The sequence below is a fragment of the Adhaeribacter aquaticus DSM 16391 genome, assembly GCF_000473365.1.
In the GTDB taxonomy this organism is placed as follows: domain Bacteria; phylum Bacteroidota; class Bacteroidia; order Cytophagales; family Hymenobacteraceae; genus Adhaeribacter; species Adhaeribacter aquaticus.
In genome coordinates, this window is the sequence record NZ_KI421517.1 from 1,697,891 (window position 1) to 1,714,873 (window position 16,983).

At 38.8% G+C, this 16,983-nt stretch carries 14 protein-coding genes; 6 read left to right on the forward strand and 8 right to left on the reverse strand.

The features are described 5' to 3' along the window. Window positions 1-140: 140 nt before the first annotated feature. The 3 genes from ADHAQ_RS27215 to ADHAQ_RS27220 form a co-directional block, all read right to left on the reverse strand. A complete protein-coding gene (locus tag ADHAQ_RS27215; protein ID WP_051359826.1) occupies window positions 141-1,811 on the reverse strand; it encodes a T9SS type A sorting domain-containing protein in 1,671 nt (556 codons plus the stop codon). An 18-nt stretch (window positions 1,812-1,829) separates the two neighbouring features. Then, the gene (locus ADHAQ_RS28065; protein WP_157433387.1) at window positions 1,830-1,991 is read right to left on the reverse strand and encodes a hypothetical protein; all 162 of its coding nucleotides are present in this window, start codon (window positions 1,989-1,991) and stop codon (window positions 1,830-1,832) included. Window positions 1,992-2,412: 421 nt separating this feature from the next. Then, window positions 2,413-3,732 (reverse strand): T9SS type A sorting domain-containing protein, encoded by a 1,320-nt coding sequence (locus tag ADHAQ_RS27220; RefSeq protein WP_051359827.1) that lies wholly within the window; start codon window positions 3,730-3,732, stop codon window positions 2,413-2,415. A 420-nt stretch (window positions 3,733-4,152) separates the two neighbouring features. Here ADHAQ_RS27220 and ADHAQ_RS25190 point away from each other — a divergent pair, with 420 nt between their 5' ends. Further along, window positions 4,153-5,451, forward strand: coding sequence for a DEAD/DEAH box helicase (locus ADHAQ_RS25190; protein WP_425393679.1), 1,299 nt, complete (start codon window positions 4,153-4,155; stop codon window positions 5,449-5,451). Window positions 5,452-5,479: 28 nt separating this feature from the next. Here ADHAQ_RS25190 and ADHAQ_RS0109615 read toward each other — a convergent pair whose 3' ends face one another. The 3 genes from ADHAQ_RS0109615 to argS form a co-directional block, all read right to left on the reverse strand. Next, window positions 5,480-6,388, reverse strand: a complete 909-nt coding sequence (locus ADHAQ_RS0109615; RefSeq protein WP_026462747.1) for a 1,4-dihydroxy-2-naphthoate polyprenyltransferase — start codon at window positions 6,386-6,388, stop codon at window positions 5,480-5,482. A 29-nt stretch (window positions 6,389-6,417) separates the two neighbouring features. Further along, on the reverse strand, window positions 6,418-6,936 hold the full coding sequence (locus ADHAQ_RS25195) for a glutathione peroxidase (RefSeq protein ID WP_084523998.1): 519 nt from the start codon (window positions 6,934-6,936) through the stop codon (window positions 6,418-6,420). Window positions 6,937-7,031: 95 nt separating this feature from the next. After that, window positions 7,032-8,822, reverse strand: a complete 1,791-nt coding sequence (gene argS, locus ADHAQ_RS0109625) for an arginine--tRNA ligase (RefSeq protein ID WP_026462748.1) — start codon at window positions 8,820-8,822, stop codon at window positions 7,032-7,034. Between the two features lie 264 nt (window positions 8,823-9,086). Here argS and ADHAQ_RS0109630 point away from each other — a divergent pair, with 264 nt between their 5' ends. Both ADHAQ_RS0109630 and ADHAQ_RS28070 read left to right on the forward strand, forming a co-directional pair. Then, window positions 9,087-10,487: a type III PLP-dependent enzyme domain-containing protein gene (locus ADHAQ_RS0109630; protein ID WP_026462749.1), complete on the forward strand. Its 1,401-nt coding sequence runs from the start codon at window positions 9,087-9,089 to the stop codon at window positions 10,485-10,487. Window positions 10,488-10,554: 67 nt separating this feature from the next. Beyond that, window positions 10,555-10,704 (forward strand): hypothetical protein, encoded by a 150-nt coding sequence (locus tag ADHAQ_RS28070; protein WP_157433388.1) that lies wholly within the window; start codon window positions 10,555-10,557, stop codon window positions 10,702-10,704. Window positions 10,705-10,741: 37 nt separating this feature from the next. On the opposite strand, the gene ADHAQ_RS0109640 is transcribed toward ADHAQ_RS28070, so the two are convergent. Next, window positions 10,742-11,269: a D-glycero-alpha-D-manno-heptose-1,7-bisphosphate 7-phosphatase gene (locus ADHAQ_RS0109640; protein ID WP_026462750.1), complete on the reverse strand. Its 528-nt coding sequence runs from the start codon at window positions 11,267-11,269 to the stop codon at window positions 10,742-10,744. A gap of 155 nt (window positions 11,270-11,424) precedes the next feature. Between ADHAQ_RS0109640 and ADHAQ_RS0109645 the strand changes: the two genes are divergently transcribed. Next, window positions 11,425-12,156, forward strand: coding sequence for a polyprenol monophosphomannose synthase (locus ADHAQ_RS0109645; RefSeq protein ID WP_026462751.1), 732 nt, complete (start codon window positions 11,425-11,427; stop codon window positions 12,154-12,156). A 172-nt stretch (window positions 12,157-12,328) separates the two neighbouring features. Then, window positions 12,329-13,285, forward strand: a complete 957-nt coding sequence (locus ADHAQ_RS0109650; protein WP_026462752.1) for a TerC family protein — start codon at window positions 12,329-12,331, stop codon at window positions 13,283-13,285. A 96-nt stretch (window positions 13,286-13,381) separates the two neighbouring features. Here ADHAQ_RS0109650 and ADHAQ_RS0109655 read toward each other — a convergent pair whose 3' ends face one another. Then, window positions 13,382-15,400: a biosynthetic peptidoglycan transglycosylase gene (locus tag ADHAQ_RS0109655; protein ID WP_245590592.1), complete on the reverse strand. Its 2,019-nt coding sequence runs from the start codon at window positions 15,398-15,400 to the stop codon at window positions 13,382-13,384. A 229-nt stretch (window positions 15,401-15,629) separates the two neighbouring features. On the opposite strand from ADHAQ_RS0109655, the gene purB reads away from it, so the two are divergent. Next, the gene (gene purB / locus ADHAQ_RS0109660) at window positions 15,630-16,979 is read left to right on the forward strand and encodes an adenylosuccinate lyase (protein ID WP_026462754.1); all 1,350 of its coding nucleotides are present in this window, start codon (window positions 15,630-15,632) and stop codon (window positions 16,977-16,979) included. Window positions 16,980-16,983 lie beyond the last annotated feature (4 nt).

Here is a 16,983-nt window from a genome sequence, read left to right on the forward strand (position 1 = left end):
GCAAAATAGTTTAAACTGCTTCCGCTCTTAACCTGTTACGTTTATTCTTTATATTTATTCTCTAAAAAGGCTGTGGCAGCAGCGGAGCCGGCAAGTGCCATTTCCGCTGCTGCCACAGCTTTTTTACTTACTTTTAGTTTTTATCTTACAATTAATTTTGTGTTGGTGCTGGTAGTATTGTTTCTCACCAGTATCATATACATACCTGAGGACATACCTAACGATTGCGTGTTCAGCGTCAGCTCCCTAACATTCGGATTAATTGTTTGGGTGAATAAAACTCTTCCACTCATATCCATAACCTGTAACTGACCACCCTCAATGCCTTCCAGCAATAAGCTAAACTGACCACCAGATACCGGGTTTGGAGCAACTAAGAGTTTAGCAGAGGTACTGGTTAAGCTTGCTGCATTAGTTACTACCACTACTTTGCTATACTCGAACTTGCCATCCAGGTCTAGTTGTTTCAGGCGGTAATAGTTAGTACCGGTTTCAGCTTTGGCATCCCGGAAAGAGTAGGTGCGTTGGGTTGCGCTGTTGCCATTGCCTTTTACCTCTCCTATTTTAGCAAATGTCTGACCGTTCTGGCTTCTTTCAATTTCAAACTTCTCGTTATTTTTTTCAGAAGCTGTAGACCACTCTAACAACACTCCACTCTTGGTAGCTTCCCCTTTGAAAGAAATCAACTCTACCGGTAAAGGTGTCAAATCGCAATCTTCACTAACTTCTACTTCTTTTACAGCGAAGGCCGATCCACAGTTAGCTTTGATGTTACCAACTCCAGTACCATTGTTGCCATCGCCTGTCCGGCCTTCTTCATTGGCCACATATACACTTACTTGTCCTGCCGTTCCGTTTGGTTCTACTACCAAGTTAGAGGTACCTTGTCCGGAAACAATTGTCCATCCTACAGGCACTGTCCATATAAAATTGTAGTCGGTGTTGTGGCCATTTTGTCTTGGCGTAACAGCGGCAGTATAGGTCTGTTCTTCATCTATACAAACTTCATCTGGGCCGGTGATGGCTACTTCAAAATATTTTCCTGGTTTGACTGGCAATGTAGCTACTTTAGTACCGCAAATCGGGTCTTGCACAGTTACTTTCATGGTTCCACTTTTTAAACCCACTCTTACGGTAACACAGTTAGTACCTTGTCCGGAAATAATTTCCCATCCAATTGGTGGCTCACCGGCATGTGCTCTTGGTACATCCCATACAAAAGAAGTGTAATTCCTATCGTTTTCGATGCAATACGTTTCAATGGCACCAGGGCAAGGATGTTGTTCACCGCTAATAGGGCGCGGTTGAGAGGTTGGGCAATTTTGCGTTGGATCGGTTATAATTGGTTCGCAACCACCTTTTGCATTAAAGGCAACCATACCCACTGTAGCTGATGCTTTTGCTTCAGCTCTTATGGTAGTCATAGCCAAAAACTGAGCAGCCGTAATCGTATAAGAGAAATTGGCCGTTTCTCCATTTTTATACCCACTCCCCATTTCAAACTTTACAGAGTAAAAAGGCTCATTAGTTGGGTTCTTTGCTTGGTTACTACCAGGACCAGAAAGATTAGTTGCTGTTGCTCCTGCAGGTAACTCAAATGAAGCATGGCTCAAATCAGCACCACAATTTACTTTAACGCTAAAGTTTAGCGTTACGGTACCATTCACATTAGTAACGTAACCTTTATAAGTAAAATCAAAACAGTTAGATGGTTTGGTACAATTAACGGTTGTGGTAACTTGGGCGAAACCAACGGTAGTGGCAAGCAAGGCCACTAATAAAATGCTCAAGGAAAGTATATATTTTTTCATAGTTTTTTCAGTTAATAGTTATCGTGCTAATGAATCAGAAAAGGTTAAAACAGAAGCTGACCATTCTGGTTGATGAGAAAGTTGGCTCTGTGCATTGAAAAAAGTCATGGAATTCAGGTTTCCGGGTAAGCTAACCTGGGCTCTCCAGGTGGGTAATTCATATTTTATAGTTGTATTCATTTTATTTTTAAGTAAAATTTTTCTATATTTTTATCATTTTGTTAACAAGCTTCTTCAACGCCGCGCCGAATCACCAGTTGCACTTTAAATAACCTATATTTAATATTGCAATGCTTTTCTTGATATGTTTATATAAAAAGCACATTTTTAGCTTGCTTTTTACTCTTTTTTCACATATATATTTTGAGAGGCAAAAACAAATTAGGACAAAACCTATATTTAATATACATGCCAGCATCAATCAATGACTAACATTTTGGCACTTTAGTCATGAGACCTTTGGGTTACTAAACAATTTTGTGGCAACTTAAATTTTAAATTTCCCAAAGGGATATCGCAAGTAAAAGGGCATAAAAAAAGCAGCAGCGGAGGTGGTTTTAACCATTCCGCTGCTGCTGAAAGTCTACTTTTTATCTCTCTTTTACCTTACCATTATTTTGGCATTCGTAGATGAGGTATTATTCTTAATCGAAATCAGATACATACCTGAGCTCATTCCTAAACTTTGTGCATTGAGCAACAACTCCCGACTGCCTTGGGCCACATTTTGCGCATATAATACCCGGCCACTCATATCCATAATTTGTAACACACCACCTTCAGTTCCTTCTAGAGCTACGGCAAACTGGCCAGTGGTTATCGGGTTTGGAGCTACTAAAATTTTAGTTACTGCAGCGGCTCCAAATCTATTTTCTACCACTATTACTTTGCTGTACTCAAACTTACCATCCAAATCTACTTGTTTCAAGCGGTAGTAGTTAGTACCCATTTCAGCTTTGGCATCCCGGAAAGAGTAGGTGCGCTGGGTGCTGCTGTTATTATTTCCTTTTACTTCACTTATTTTAGCAAATGTCTGACCGTTCTGGCTTCTTTCAATTTCAAACTTCTCGTTATTTTTTTCAGAAGCTGTAGACCATTCTAATAGTACCCCACTCTTAGTAGCTTCTCCTTTAAAGGATACCAACTCTACTGGCAATGGAGTTAAATCGCCACACTCTTCCCCCATTGTTACCGCAAGCACAGCCGAACCGGCTCCGCAATTAGCTTTTATTCCACCTACACCAACACCATTGTTACCATTACCAGTTCTTCCTTCTTCGTTAGCTACATATACACTTACTTCACCTTCTTCGGCACCTGGAGTAACTTTTACTGATGAAGTACCCTGTCCTGATTCAATAGTCCAGTCAGAAGGCACCGTCCAAACATAAGTATAAACTGCATTGTTGTTTCCATTGCCATTGCCGTTCCCATTACCATTCCGTTTTGTAACAGAAGCCGTATAAGCTTGCTCTTCATCAGGACACACTTCAGTTGGTCCGGTAATTGCTACTTCAAACTCATTTCCTGGTTTTACGGGTAAAGTAGCTACTTTAGTACCACAAACAGGATCCGTTACTTTAACTTTCATGGTTCCGCTTTTTAAACCTACTAATACCTTTACGCAGTTGGTACCTTGCCCAGAAATGATTTGCCAGCCTACAGGAGGCTCTCCGGCCTGTGCTCTTGGCACGTCCCATTCAAATGAGGTATACCCTCTGTCATTTTCGATGCAATAAGTTTCAATGGTACCCGGACACGGATGTTGTTCACCGGTAATAGGACGAGGCTGGGATTCAGAACAATTAACAGTAGTGGTTCCTCCGCCATTTTTATTATTGTTATTGCCTTGGGTAAAGCCTATCTGGCTATAGAGCAAAAAGGAAAGCAGACTGAATAGAGAAAGTATGTATTTTTTCATTGTAGTTCAGAGTAAAGGTTTAATTATATACTTATTTTTTTATAACTTTTTATATACCTTACTTGAACGGGACACCTGTTTTGCAGTTGCACTTTTTAAATACAAAAAAAAATACTACAACTACATTCTTTAATTCTTTATAAATCAATATTCAATATATAGCTGTTATTGAGTTTAATATGACCTTATATACAATTTATCAATAAATTTACTTTTATAACTTTTCCTACTTTTATTGTTTATTTATCGCAAAACAATTAAATAACTATTTCTTGATATATAGAACTTTAATATATAGGTAAAATAACAAATAAAAACTAAGAAGCAGATTAAACTGGTTATAATGCTTAACATTTTAATTTACTAAAGCCATTAAAATTTTCTATATTTACAAAAGACACACAGACAATAAGTTTATTGATGATTGACGATACATTTGCCTCTTTTAATCTGCACGACGATTTATTTTCCGGGATTCAAGCCATGGGATTTAAAAGTCCTACTCCTATTCAAAAACAAGCTATTCCGGTAATTTTAGAAAACAAAGATTTAATTGCCTGCGCCCAAACCGGAACGGGGAAAACAGCAGCTTACTTATTGCCCCTGCTAGACCGGATCTCCCATGCTAAACACGACCATACCAGCACCCTGATCCTGGTTCCGACCCGGGAGTTAGCTAAACAAATTGACGACCAGGTAGAAGGTTTTGCTTATTTTGTCTCGGCTACTTCTATTGCTATTTATGGTGGCAACAAAGGAGATAGCTGGGACTTGCAAAAAAATGCTTTAACCAGCGGTGCCGATATTATAATAGCTACCCCGGGGCGTTTGATAGCCCACATGAATATGGGTTATGTAAAACTGGATAAACTGGACTATCTGGTATTGGATGAAGCAGACAAAATGTTGGACATGGGCTTTATGGACGACATTATGCGAATTGTGCGGGAACTTCCTCAAAAACGACAGACCCTTATGTTCTCGGCTACCATGCCGCCCAAAATCCGGGAATTTGCCCGTAAAATATTACAGGATCCCGCCGAAATAAGTTTAGCCGTTTCTAAACCAGCTGAAGGCATAGACCAACGCAGCTACCTGGTATATGATAAACAAAAATTACCGCTCCTGCAACACCTGATTAAAAACATGGAAGTGCACAGCATGGTTATTTTTACTTCCCGCAAATCAGCAGTAAACGACATTGTACGGTCCTTAACCAAGATGGGATTCTCAGCCGAAGGTATTATGTCAGACCGTACCCAGGAGGAACGGGAAGCGACTATGCAAGGCTTCCGTAATAAACAGTTTAAAATTTTGGTAGCTACTGATATTTTATCGCGCGGTATAGATGTCGATAATATCAGCCACGTTGTTAACTATGATGTACCCCAAGACCCGGAAGACTACATTCACCGGATTGGACGTACCGCGCGGGCCGATACTACCGGCACAGCCATTACTTTTATAAGCGACAAGGAACAGCACCGGGTAATTCGTATTGAACGCCTGATAGAAAAGGAACTACCTAAACTGCCATTGCCCGAAGGGTTTGAACCTGGGCCTGAATACGCACCAACTAAAAACAGTAGTTCTGGGGAAGGACGTACCTTTAACAATAAGAAAAAACGCAAAAAACCTTTCAATAAGAAAAAAGACAGCAGCGCCCCAACCGGAGAACAACGGCCAATAAAACCAGTAAACCGGCAAAAGACAGAATAAACTTAATTAATTGGATTGTTTAGTTTAATTAAACTAGCAATCCAATACCAAACAAGAATACAAACAATAAAGTACTCATCGCCATTTGCTTAAGATATGGGTCTAAGTCCGGGGCAGTTCTGAGTTTCCAAACCTGCCGGGCATTTATAATTAAAAATGGCAGCGTAAGCAAAAACAAATATTGCCAAGGCGAATAGTAGTGCCCCAAAGTATATATCATCGCGCTTAAAGTACCACCCGCTAATAAAAATAAATGATAATAGCGGGCATTTACGGATCCAAGCCTCACCGGAACCGAATTTTTGCCCGCTAATTTATCGGACTCTATGTCGCGGATATTATTTATGTTAAGTACCGCCGTAGAGAAAAAACCTAAACTGGCCGCCGGCCATAATAAATCAGAAGAAAATTTCTGCGCCTGTAAAAAATAGGTACCGAGTACTCCTACTAATCCAAAAAAAAGAAAAACCGAAATATCTCCCAGCCCGGCATAGCCATAGGGCCTGGAACCGGCCGTATAGTTAATGGCGGCCCAGATAGCCGCCAATCCTAATATCAGAAAAAGAATAAACAGGAAAATCCCTTCGGTGCCAAAGGCCGTCCAGAGAAGCATCAAACCGGAGAAAAGCGAAAGCATAGTAAATATACCCATGCCCGCTTTCATTTGAGCAGGCGTAATAAGCCCGGCTTGCACGGCTCGTTGCGGGCCCTTCCGGTTCACACTGTCGGCTCCGTGCATGGAGTCACCGTAGTCATTAGCTAAGTTAGAAAGTATTTGCAGCAGCACCGTTGTAAGGGCACACCAGGCCACTACTCCGCCGCGGAAATAACCATTTGCTGCGGCTAAAAAGCTTCCCATCCCAATGCTAGACAGGGCCAATGGTAGCGTACGCAACCGAAATGCGGCCACCCAGGCCTTAATGTTATGCTTCGCCAAAAATAAATGTTGCTTTAGATAATGCTTCCTTATTTATCCTCAATTGCCGATATTATATCAGAACTAAGAGGAGAGACTTTTGAAGGGAAAAAGCCAATAATACGGCCATTTTCGCTTATTAAATATTTACAAAAATTCCAAGTAGGCTTTTCATCTGTTACGCCATTCATTGATTTATCGGAAAGCCATTTGTATAATGGGTGTGTTTCAGGCCCGGTAACAGAAATTTTCTGAAACACAGGAAAGTTTACGCCAAAATTCTTTTCACAGAAGGTCGCAATTTCTTCGTTAGAGCCGGGCTCCTGGCCGCCAAAATCGTTAGCCGGAAAACCTAATACCACTACTTTATCGCCATATTTACCATATAGCGCCTGTAACTCTTTATACTGAGGTGTATAACCGCACTCCGAGGCTACATTTACAATTAACATTTTCCGACCCTTAAATTCATTAAGTGGTATAAGTTCGCCATTTAATGTTTTTAGCTCAAAATCATATATAGATGGCCCGGCAGTACTTTCCTGTGCTTGTATAGTGGTAGTATCCATAGTTTTAGAAATTAGTTTATCCTGCGGTTGCTGACAACCAACAGTAACTAGCAATACTAAAAGCGTTAAAATTTGTTTAAACAAGGCTGTTCTTATTACATCCGTTCTGGTACTTCAATACCTAATAAGCGCATGGCATTTTTAATTGTAGTTGCTACCTGCCCTGAAAATGCTACTCTAAAATGTAAAGCCTGCGGATTTGTTTCCTGAAATATAGAAACTTCTGTATAAAACCGGTTATAGGCTTTAGCCAAGTCATAAGCATATTGCGCTATTACGGAAGGGGCATACAAAGAAGCCGCCTCTGCTACTACTTTATGGTAATTAGCCAGCATCGTAATTACCTCGCTTTCGGTTTCGTGTAAATTTTGTAATCCGCTAAAATCTGTTGCATTACTGCCTAAACCTAATTCGCCGGCCTTACGCATTATTGCCGAAATACGGGCGTGGGTGTATTGAATAAAAGGACCGGTATTTCCCTGGAAGTTAATGGATTCTTCGGGATTAAAGAGCATTCGCTTTTTAGGATCTACTTTTAACAAGAAATACTTGAGGGCTCCCAAGGCCAGCATGTGGTACAAGCGCTTTAACTCCTGTTCCGACAGGCCTTCAATTTTACCAAGTTCTTCGGTACGCTGGCGGGCGGTATCTATCATTTCTGCTACCAGTTCATCCGCATCCACCACTGTTCCTTCCCGTGATTTCATTTTACCAGAAGGTAAATCTACCATACCATAAGACAAGTGATAGATACCATCGGCATAAGGTTTTTGCAGTTTTTTCAGGATAGCTTTTAGCACCTGCATGTGGTAGTTCTGCTCATCGGCAATAACATAAACCGACTTATCATACCCAAAATCTTTATATTTTAAATCAGCTGTACCTAAATCCTGAGTAATATAAACTGATGTCCCATCTGCCCGCAGTACCAGTTTTTCGTCCAGTCCCTCTTCCTGTAAATCTACCCAAACAGATTCATTCTCTTTTTTAAAGAAAACGCCTGCTGCTAATCCTTCGGCAACAAAGTCTTTCCCTAATAAATAGGTTTGCGACTCGTAATAATATTTGTCAAAATCAACGCCAATATTGGTATACGTTTCGTCGAATCCGGCATATACCCAGCCATTCATTTTTTCCCAAAGCCCTATCGTTTCGGTATCTCCTTCTTCCCAACGCAACAGCATTTTAGAAGCTTCTTGCATGATAGGGGCTTCTTTTTTAGCAGCTTCTTTTTCTACTCCCTTGCCTACCAGTTCTTCAATCTGCTCTTTGTATATTTTATCAAAAGCAACGTAGTATTTACCAACCAGATGGTCACCTTTTATGCCCGCTGATTCAGGGGTTTCGCCATTTCCTAATATTTGGTAGGCTACCATCGATTTACAAATGTGTATACCACGGTCGTTCACCAAATTTACCTTAGATACCTCATCGCCGTTTTCTTTTAATATTTCAGCTACTGAATAACCTAAGAAATTATTGCGCAAGTGGCCTAGGTGCAAAGGTTTATTGGTATTAGGCGAAGAGTACTCTACCACTACCTTTTGGGCTGGGGCAGTACGTTCCGCTGATTTACCCGAAACCAGATCCTGAAAAATAGTAAGCCAGGTTGCATCGCTGATTACCAGATTTAAAAACCCTTTCACCACGTTAAAATCAGCTACTTCGGCTATGTTGCTTTTTAAATATTCACCTAAAGCCTGCCCTATTTGCTCCGGACCTTTACCAGCTTGTTTGGTAAAAGGGAACGTAACAAAAGTAAACGTACCGGCAAACTCCCGTCGAGTAGGCTGTAAAGCAATTTGTTCGGCCGGAACACTTATTGAAAATAAATTTTGTAAGGCTCCGGTAATGGCTTGGGCAAGGTGGTTTTCTAGTGCTTTCATTTCAAAAATTTCTCTTCTGCAAGCAAAAAGAGGTTAGAAAAAATTTACTTCGTGGCCACACTCATAATGAATTTAAATGCAGCTTTTTTGTTTTATTAATGATTTTACTCTTCTACAAGCAGATAAATTTACTTTAACCTTTTAGGTTATATTATTTTAACCTGCTGCTATTGTTAAGGTTTTATTAAAACTACTAACAAAGTTTTGCAAAGATGGTAAAATACAAACAATTTTACACGAACTACTAGGAACTAACACCAAAGAATGGATAAATACATAGATCTAATTAATCAGACATTTGATTTCCCTACAGAAGAATTTCATGTGGAAGACGATCAAATGATTTTCAATGGCATTCCGTTAATGGAAATCATTAAAGAGTATGGAACGCCTTTAAAATTAACTTATCTCCCTAAAATCAGTTCTCAGATTCAGAAAGCAAAAAAGCTGTTTCATGAATCTATGGAGAAACTGGATTATCAGGGCTCTTATACGTATGCCTACTGCACCAAGTCATCTCATTTTTCTTTTGTACTGGAAGAAGCCTTAAAGAATGATATCCATATAGAAACTTCTTCTGGATATGATATTCCTATTATTAGGGCACTATACGAGAAAGGCAAAATAAGAAAAGATAGCTACATTATTTGTAATGGCTACAAGCGGGAAGTTTACCGTCGTAACATAACTGATTTAATTAACGACGGCTTTTACAACTGTACGCCTATTCTGGACAGTTTCGATGAAATTGATTATTACCAGGAGCACGTAACCGTTGGCAAAACCCGGGTAGGTATTCGGGTAGCATCTGATGAGGAGCCTAAATTTGAATTTTATACATCTCGTTTGGGAGTTCGCTACAACGATGTTGTTGACCTTTATTTGAATAAAATAAAAGGTAATGACAAATTTGAGCTGAAAATGCTGCACTATTTTATTAATAGCGGTATTAAAGACACCAGTTATTACTGGAGTGAATTAAGCCGGTTTATTCATAAATACTGCGAGCTTAAAAAGACTTGCCCGGAACTGGATTCTATTGATATTGGTGGAGGTTTCCCAATTAAAACCTCTATTCAGTTTGAATACAATTACCGCTACATGATTGAGGAAATATTACGAACCATTCAGCGGATTTGTAAAGAAGAAGGCGTGCCCGAACCAAATATTTTTACTGAATTTGGTATTTACACAGTTGGGGAAAGCGGAGCTAATATATATTCTATCCTGGATTTGAAACTACAAAACGATAAAGAATTGTGGTACATGATTGATGGATCGTTTATTACTAACTTGCCAGATTCCTGGGCATTAAGCCAGCGCTATATTTTATTGTCCATAAATCATCTTAACAAGGAATATCAACGTATACAGATCGGTGGTTTAACCTGCGACAGCCAGGATTATTACAATTCTGAAACCCACTCGTTTCAGGTTTTCCTGCCGAAGATTACAAGAAACGAAAAAGAGCCCTTGTACATCGGTTTCTTCCATACGGGTGCGTATCAGGAATCGTTAAGTGGTTATGGCGGTATAAAACATTGTTTAATTCCAGCTCCTAAGCACGTAATTATTGATCGCGATGAAAATGGGAAATTAAAAACCTGGCTTTTTGCTGAAGAGCAAAGCAGTGAATCGATGTTAAAAATATTGGGTTACTTATAAAATATTTCGTTCTGCTTAATTATTAATTAATTAAATTTTTTAATTTTGATATATTAACGAAAAACCCATGAAAATATTGACTCTACTATCTGCTGTATGTTTGTTAGGATTAGCTTCCTGTGGCCAGAAAATATGCCCGGCTTATTCTAATGCTAAATCTAATAACGATCTTAACTACGCTAAAGAAGTAGTTAAATCTTCTACTGCCCGTATTTAATACATCAGATAAGTAATGCTATTGAACAGGAAACCGGCTACATGCCGGTTTTTTGTTTTAGTATAAATTCTGCCGCTTCATATAAATTTTTCACTTTAGTAATTCCGGTCGGGGGTGTTTCCGTATTTTCAACATAAATAGGAGTTACGCCAACTTTTAGAGCGGCATCCATATCGCGTTTCCGGTCGCCTACCAAATAAGATTGGGTAACATCTATGCTATATTTAGCAATGGCTCGCTCTAACATTAAAGAATCAGGTTTGCGGGCCAGGGAAGCCGAAACTGAAGGATGAGCCGGCGCATAATAAATGGCATTTATGTTATCGTTACACACAGCCTGCAATTTCTGGTGGCAGCGCTGCACATCCGCTTTGGTATAAATTCCTTTTGCTATTCCTCCCTGGTTGGTTACAACAATTAATAAATAACCATGCTCCTTTAAAAGTTGTATAGCTTCCGGCACCTTATCTATAATCAAAAAATCGCTATCAGTAAACGTATACTCACCCCGTTCTTCATTCAAAACGCCATCCCTATCCAGGAAAACACATTTATTTAAATTCATTTAAATTAATTTTAAGCAGCAAATTACAAATGCAAGTTATAAAGTGATTTTAATCCTTACTAAGCGCCAGCCATTTTTACTTCTATAAAAAAGAAAATTTTTCCTTTTATCAATTCCATAAATTAGCTTTGCCCTTCAATTCCTATCTTTGCCACATGAATGATGCGCTTGTTGTAATTCCAACCTACAACGAAAAAGAGAATGCCCCTGATATTATCAGAAAAGTATTTTCATTACCTGTTCCTTTTGATGTTTTAATCATTGATGATGGTTCGCCGGATGGTACCGCCAATATTATTCGGGAATTACAAAAAGAGTTTCCGGATAAGCTTTTCATGGAAGAGCGAAAAGGTAAATTAGGATTAGGTACTGCTTATATCCACGGTTTTAAATATGCACTCCGCCGGGGCTATCAGTATATCATTGAAATGGATGCTGATTTTTCGCATAACCCGGAAGATTTGGTACGACTGCGAGCTGCTTGTCATGATCAAGGCCATGATGTAGCCATTGGCAGCCGATACATAGAAGGTGTTAATGTCATAAACTGGCCCATGAACCGGGTACTTATGTCTTATTTTGCCAGTTATTATGTTCGGCTTGTTACTGGTATGCCTATTCAGGATGCTACGGCCGGCTTTAAATGCTACCGCAAAGAGGTTCTGGAAACAATTGATTTGAACAATATCCGGTTTATTGGATACGCATTCCAAATTGAAATGAAATTTTTGGCTTATAAATTTGGCTTCAAGATCAAAGAAGTTCCTATTATATTCACGGAGCGCGCCAAGGGGCAGTCTAAAATGAGCAAAGGCATTATTAAAGAAGCTTTTTTAGGCGTACTTAAAATGAAAATAGACAGCTATTTCCGGCATTTTACCCGTTAAACTATTACCTTTTATAAGTTTTACTCACTTTTCCTATATATTTTCCGTATACCTGCCACAACAACTATATTTAACTTTATTTGCCATTGGTAATTGGTATATTACTTAGCGCATTTTAGCAATAAGTTAAAATATTTATTACCTGGAGAATAAGGTTCATAACTCTGGCAGAATGGAAATTAATATTTATTTCTGGGTAATTTTTAATGCTTTTGTCTTGCTTTTACTGGGCCTGGATCTTTTTGTATTCCACCGAAAAGCCCATGAAGTAAAGATTAAAGAAGCAATTCTATGGAGCGTTTTCTGGGTAACCCTATCGCTGTTATTCAACCTGTTTATTTACATAAAAATGGGCCGCGAACCAGCTATGGAATTCCTGACGGCCTATTTAATTGAAAAGTCCTTAAGTGTTGACAATCTATTTGTATTCTTAATGATTTTTGGGTACTTCCATGTACCCATTCAATACCAACATAAAATCCTTTTCTGGGGAGTATTAGGCGCCCTGGTAATGCGCGCAGTGTTTATATTGGTGGGAGTTACTTTGCTGGAAAGATTTCACTTTATAACTTATATTTTAGGTGCCTTCCTAATATTTACGGGTATAAAGATGGCCACCACGAAACAAGAGAAAATAGATCCGGAGTCTAATCCGGTAGTGAAGTTTGTTAGCCGTTTTATACCTGTTACTAATACGCTGGTAGCTGATAAATTCTTTATTCGGAAAGATAATATTTTATTTGCAACTCCCCTCTTTATTGTGCTGGTAATGGTTGAAACAACCGATGTGGTTTTTGCAGCCGATTCTATTCCGGCTATTCTGGCCATATCTCAGGACTCTTTTATCGTTTACACCTCTAATGTTTTTGCCTTATTGGGCTTGCGCGCCTTGTATTTTGCTTTAGCCGGCATCATGCAGTTATTCCATTATTTGCATTTTGGCTTGTCATTAATATTAGTGTTTATTGGGGCTAAATTACTAACAGCAGGTTTCTTTAAGTTTGATATGCTTTATGCCCTTTTAATAGTAGCGGCTATTCTAATAGGCTCTGTTATTCTTTCGATTATGTTTCCTAAAAAGGAGAAAGATAAACCGGTTAAGGTAGAACCAGAACATCCTACGGAATAAGCTAATAAGTCAGCCAATAAAAAAGCGGTCCTGCTATAATAGCAGGACCGCTTTTTTGTAAATTAATAAAATTAAATTATAACCATTTATTGGAAATTAATCCAGCACGTCTATAGGAGCTTCTAAGTCCATGTCAATATTAAAAGGTAAACTTTCTGCTACCGTAGTATCCGGAGCCGTTGCAGTCACAATTAAACTCCGGGCCCGACCTCTTAAGTTTACGTGCGGATACATGGTAGAATAATCATAATCAGAAATTAAACCTTTCCGGTGCATAATGCCACTAATTAACCGGAAATAATAGCGCGGCCGATTGCGCAAGTTACCGTAGGCATCAAAAGAATAACGGTATTTTTTAGGACTCGGAATAATGCTGGCTAAATAAAGACTTTCTTCTAGAGTCAGGTTAGCCGGGCTTTTTTCAAAGAAAAAGTTACTTGCCTCCTTGACGCCATAAACATTAGGCCCCCATTCTATTATATTCAGGTATACTTCATACATCCGCTGTTTAGAGCTAATCCGATTATTCTCCATTAGCCAAACAATTAAGATTTCCTCGGCTTTCCGGGCTATGGTTTTATTACGGGTTAAGAACACGTTTTTAACCAACTGCATTGAAATAGTACTACCGCCGCGCACAAATGAACTCTTTTTAATATTGTCAATCATTGATTGCCGGAAGGCGCCCTTATGAAAACCTTTGTGCCTGAAAAATTGCGGATCTTCAGAAGTTAAAATGGCATTCTTGAGGTAAGGCGAAATTTGTTCGAAAGGAGTAAAATTAGGATTGGTTGGCCCCACGGTAAAGGTGCGCAAAGGTTTACCATATTCATAAACCGTATGCTCAAACGGCTGGTTTATTTTCCTAAAATCGGTTTTCCCATATTGCAGAATATTAAAATATTTTCCTTGCAGGTCCGATTCAAACTTCAGACTATCCACCCTGGCCAAATCCACAAAAAAATTCATATTGTAGGTAAGGTAGCCCTGGGCTTTTAAACCATCAAAAGATTCAAACATGCCTTCTGGCAAAGACTGGAAAAAGTCATTGGATTCTGTCTGCGCCGAATTAAGTTTTAAGGTAATTTGTTTAGAAGGCTTAGTTACAAATTTGGCCTGCGGATAAAGTATCATTTTATTTACCCTTACTTTAGACAAGGTATCTAAAGAATAATAATTTTGCCCCAGCGTAATAATATAGTCTAAGGCCCCATTATTTATCCGGACATCCTTTTCAGCTAATTGCGGATGATTGACCTCCAAATTATTTACCCGGGCTGTACCCTTAATAGTTAAGCGCTCATCCTCATATCTTTTATTGGCTAAACTTACGTGCAGGGTATCAAACGAAAGTTTGGCCTTGAATTTTTCTTTGATGTAAGGTACCCGAATACCTGCTGCATCCTCCGTATACAAACTGGCAGAAATAACATAATCATCCGGATCTATAAATCCCTTAACCCGGAGCTGATTAACCAATGAATCTATCTTAATAGTAATATCGGTTTGAATATTGCCATCCTCTACCTTTAATTCAGGCATTGTAATGGCGATATTCCGATGATCACTATCATATATAACTCTAAAATTCCGGAAATCTACCGCATCAGGCACATTCTCAAAAGCCGTTTCAATTAACCGGTTTAATAATTCACCGTAATTTCGAGACTTAGTAGTATCGCGGGGAGCATTGCTCTTTTTCTTTAACAGAAAAGAAAAATTATCCTGCCCATTATGCTTAAGAGCAGTAAGAAAGGCATTTTCTATTATTAGCTCACTAAATACCGGCCTTAGCAAAAACATGGATTTCACGCTTATTTCGGCATCAATATTTCCTATTTGCATCAGCGTATCCTGCCCATGTGGTACAACGGCAATTTTATCCATCCTGACAGTATTCATATCGCTGAAGAAAGCTTTTTGAATAGTAAAATCTACAGGATATTTTGCTTCTACTTTAGTGATTACTTCCTTAACTACCAGTTGAAGGATCCGGGCGCGGAAAAGATATATGGCAACTGCTAAAATAAAGAAAATAGAAAAGGAGATGATCGCCCACTTTTTCCAGTTCCGTTTTATGAAATTTTTAAATGCTTCCTTGTTCAATTTTTTCAAAATACAATAATAACGCGAATTAACAGAATAAAGTGTAATTAACAGCAAGAACTACGCAAATTCATTTAGAGTAAATACGTAGGCACGAGCGTATTTAACGAAAAAATTATATAAAGGATAAAAGCAAATCCAATAACGCAATTGTTCAATTTATAATCAGTTAGTTCTTTCACAGATTTGCGCGTGCTTTCTACAGGAAATTGTTATTTTTGAAAAAAATTAACCTATTATGGATTTAAATACGCTCACCGCTATTTCCCCGGTAGATGGTCGTTATCGCAAACAACTAACAGAACTAGCTCCTTATTTCTCTGAATTTGGACTCATCCATTACCGGGTTCGGGTTGAGGTAGAATATTTCATCGCTTTATGTCAATTACCTTTACCACAACTTGCAGAAGTAAACCAAGATTTATTTCAGCAGCTAAGAGATATTTATATTAATTTTAGTGAAGAAGATGCGCTTTACATTAAGGAGTTGGAAAAAACAACAAACCATGATGTAAAGGCTGTAGAATACTTTATAAAAAAACAATTTGATGAATTAGGCTTAACCGCTTATAAAGAATTTATACATTTTGGTTTAACCTCTCAGGACGTAAACAACACCGCTATTCCGCTTTCTTTAAAGGAAGCTTCTGATAAATTCATCATACCGTTATACACTAATTTACTAGATACTTTAAATAGTTTAGCTGAGCTGTGGCAAGAAGTACCGATGCTGGCTCGTACCCATGGCCAACCAGCCTCTCCTACCCGGCTGGGTAAAGAAATCAAAGTTTTTGCTGAGCGGCTGGAAGGCCAGCTTTCCTTATTAGCGCAAGTGCCATTCTCGGCTAAATTTGGTGGCGCAACAGGAAATTTCAACGCTCATTTTGTAGCTTACCCGCAAACCGATTGGACCGCCTTTGGTAAATCTTTTGTAGAAGAGGTGCTAGGCTTAAAACGTAGCGTACATACCACCCAAATTGAACATTACGATAACTTGGCTGCTTATTTTGATGGCCTAAAAAGAATTAATACCATACTGATAGATTTTGCCCGGGATGTCTGGCAATACGTTTCTTTGGGGTATTTTAAACAAAAAATTAAGGCCGGCGAAGTAGGTTCTTCTGCTATGCCTCATAAAGTAAATCCTATTGACTTTGAGAATGCGGAAGGCAACTTTGGCCTGGCTAATGCGATTTTCGAATTTTTAGCGGCTAAACTTCCTATTTCCCGTTTACAACGCGATTTAACGGATTCTACGGTGCTTCGTAATCTAGGCATACCTCTTTCTCACAGCCTGTTAGCTTTAAAATCGTTACAAAAGGGAATTGGCAAATTAGAGTTAAATGAAAATGCCCTACTGGCAGACCTGGAAGATAATTGGGCAGTAGTAGCCGAAGGAATCCAAACTATATTGCGGCGGGAAGCTTATCCTGAACCATATGAAGCTTTAAAAGCTTTAACCCGAACAAATGAAAAAATTTCGGCCCAAACAATGGCCACATTTATCGATACTTTAGAGGTAAGTGATGCCGTAAAACAAGAGTTAAAAGCTATTTCGCCGTTTAATTATACTGGAATCAAGTTTTAGAAAC

What these genes read in the sequence shown, in the direction of transcription:
- ADHAQ_RS27215 (WP_051359826.1), bottom strand. Translation starts at nt 1,811, where the DNA reads ATGAAAAAATATATACTTTCCTTGAGCATTTTATTAGTGGCCTTGCTT.
- ADHAQ_RS28065 (WP_157433387.1), bottom strand. Translation starts at nt 1,991, where the DNA reads ATGAATACAACTATAAAATATGAATTACCCACCTGGAGAGCCCAGGTT.
- ADHAQ_RS27220 (WP_051359827.1), bottom strand. Translation starts at nt 3,732, where the DNA reads ATGAAAAAATACATACTTTCTCTATTCAGTCTGCTTTCCTTTTTGCTC.
- ADHAQ_RS25190 (WP_425393679.1), top strand. Translation starts at nt 4,153, where the DNA reads ATGATTGACGATACATTTGCCTCTTTTAATCTGCACGACGATTTATTT.
- ADHAQ_RS25195 (WP_084523998.1), bottom strand. Translation starts at nt 6,936, where the DNA reads ATGGATACTACCACTATACAAGCACAGGAAAGTACTGCCGGGCCATCT.
- argS (WP_026462748.1), bottom strand. Translation starts at nt 8,822, where the DNA reads ATGAAAGCACTAGAAAACCACCTTGCCCAAGCCATTACCGGAGCCTTA.
- ADHAQ_RS0109630 (WP_026462749.1), top strand. Translation starts at nt 9,087, where the DNA reads ATGGATAAATACATAGATCTAATTAATCAGACATTTGATTTCCCTACA.
- ADHAQ_RS28070 (WP_157433388.1), top strand. Translation starts at nt 10,555, where the DNA reads ATGAAAATATTGACTCTACTATCTGCTGTATGTTTGTTAGGATTAGCT.
- ADHAQ_RS0109640 (WP_026462750.1), bottom strand. Translation starts at nt 11,269, where the DNA reads ATGAATTTAAATAAATGTGTTTTCCTGGATAGGGATGGCGTTTTGAAT.
- ADHAQ_RS0109645 (WP_026462751.1), top strand. Translation starts at nt 11,425, where the DNA reads ATGAATGATGCGCTTGTTGTAATTCCAACCTACAACGAAAAAGAGAAT.
- ADHAQ_RS0109650 (WP_026462752.1), top strand. Translation starts at nt 12,329, where the DNA reads ATGGAAATTAATATTTATTTCTGGGTAATTTTTAATGCTTTTGTCTTG.
- purB (WP_026462754.1), top strand. Translation starts at nt 15,630, where the DNA reads ATGGATTTAAATACGCTCACCGCTATTTCCCCGGTAGATGGTCGTTAT.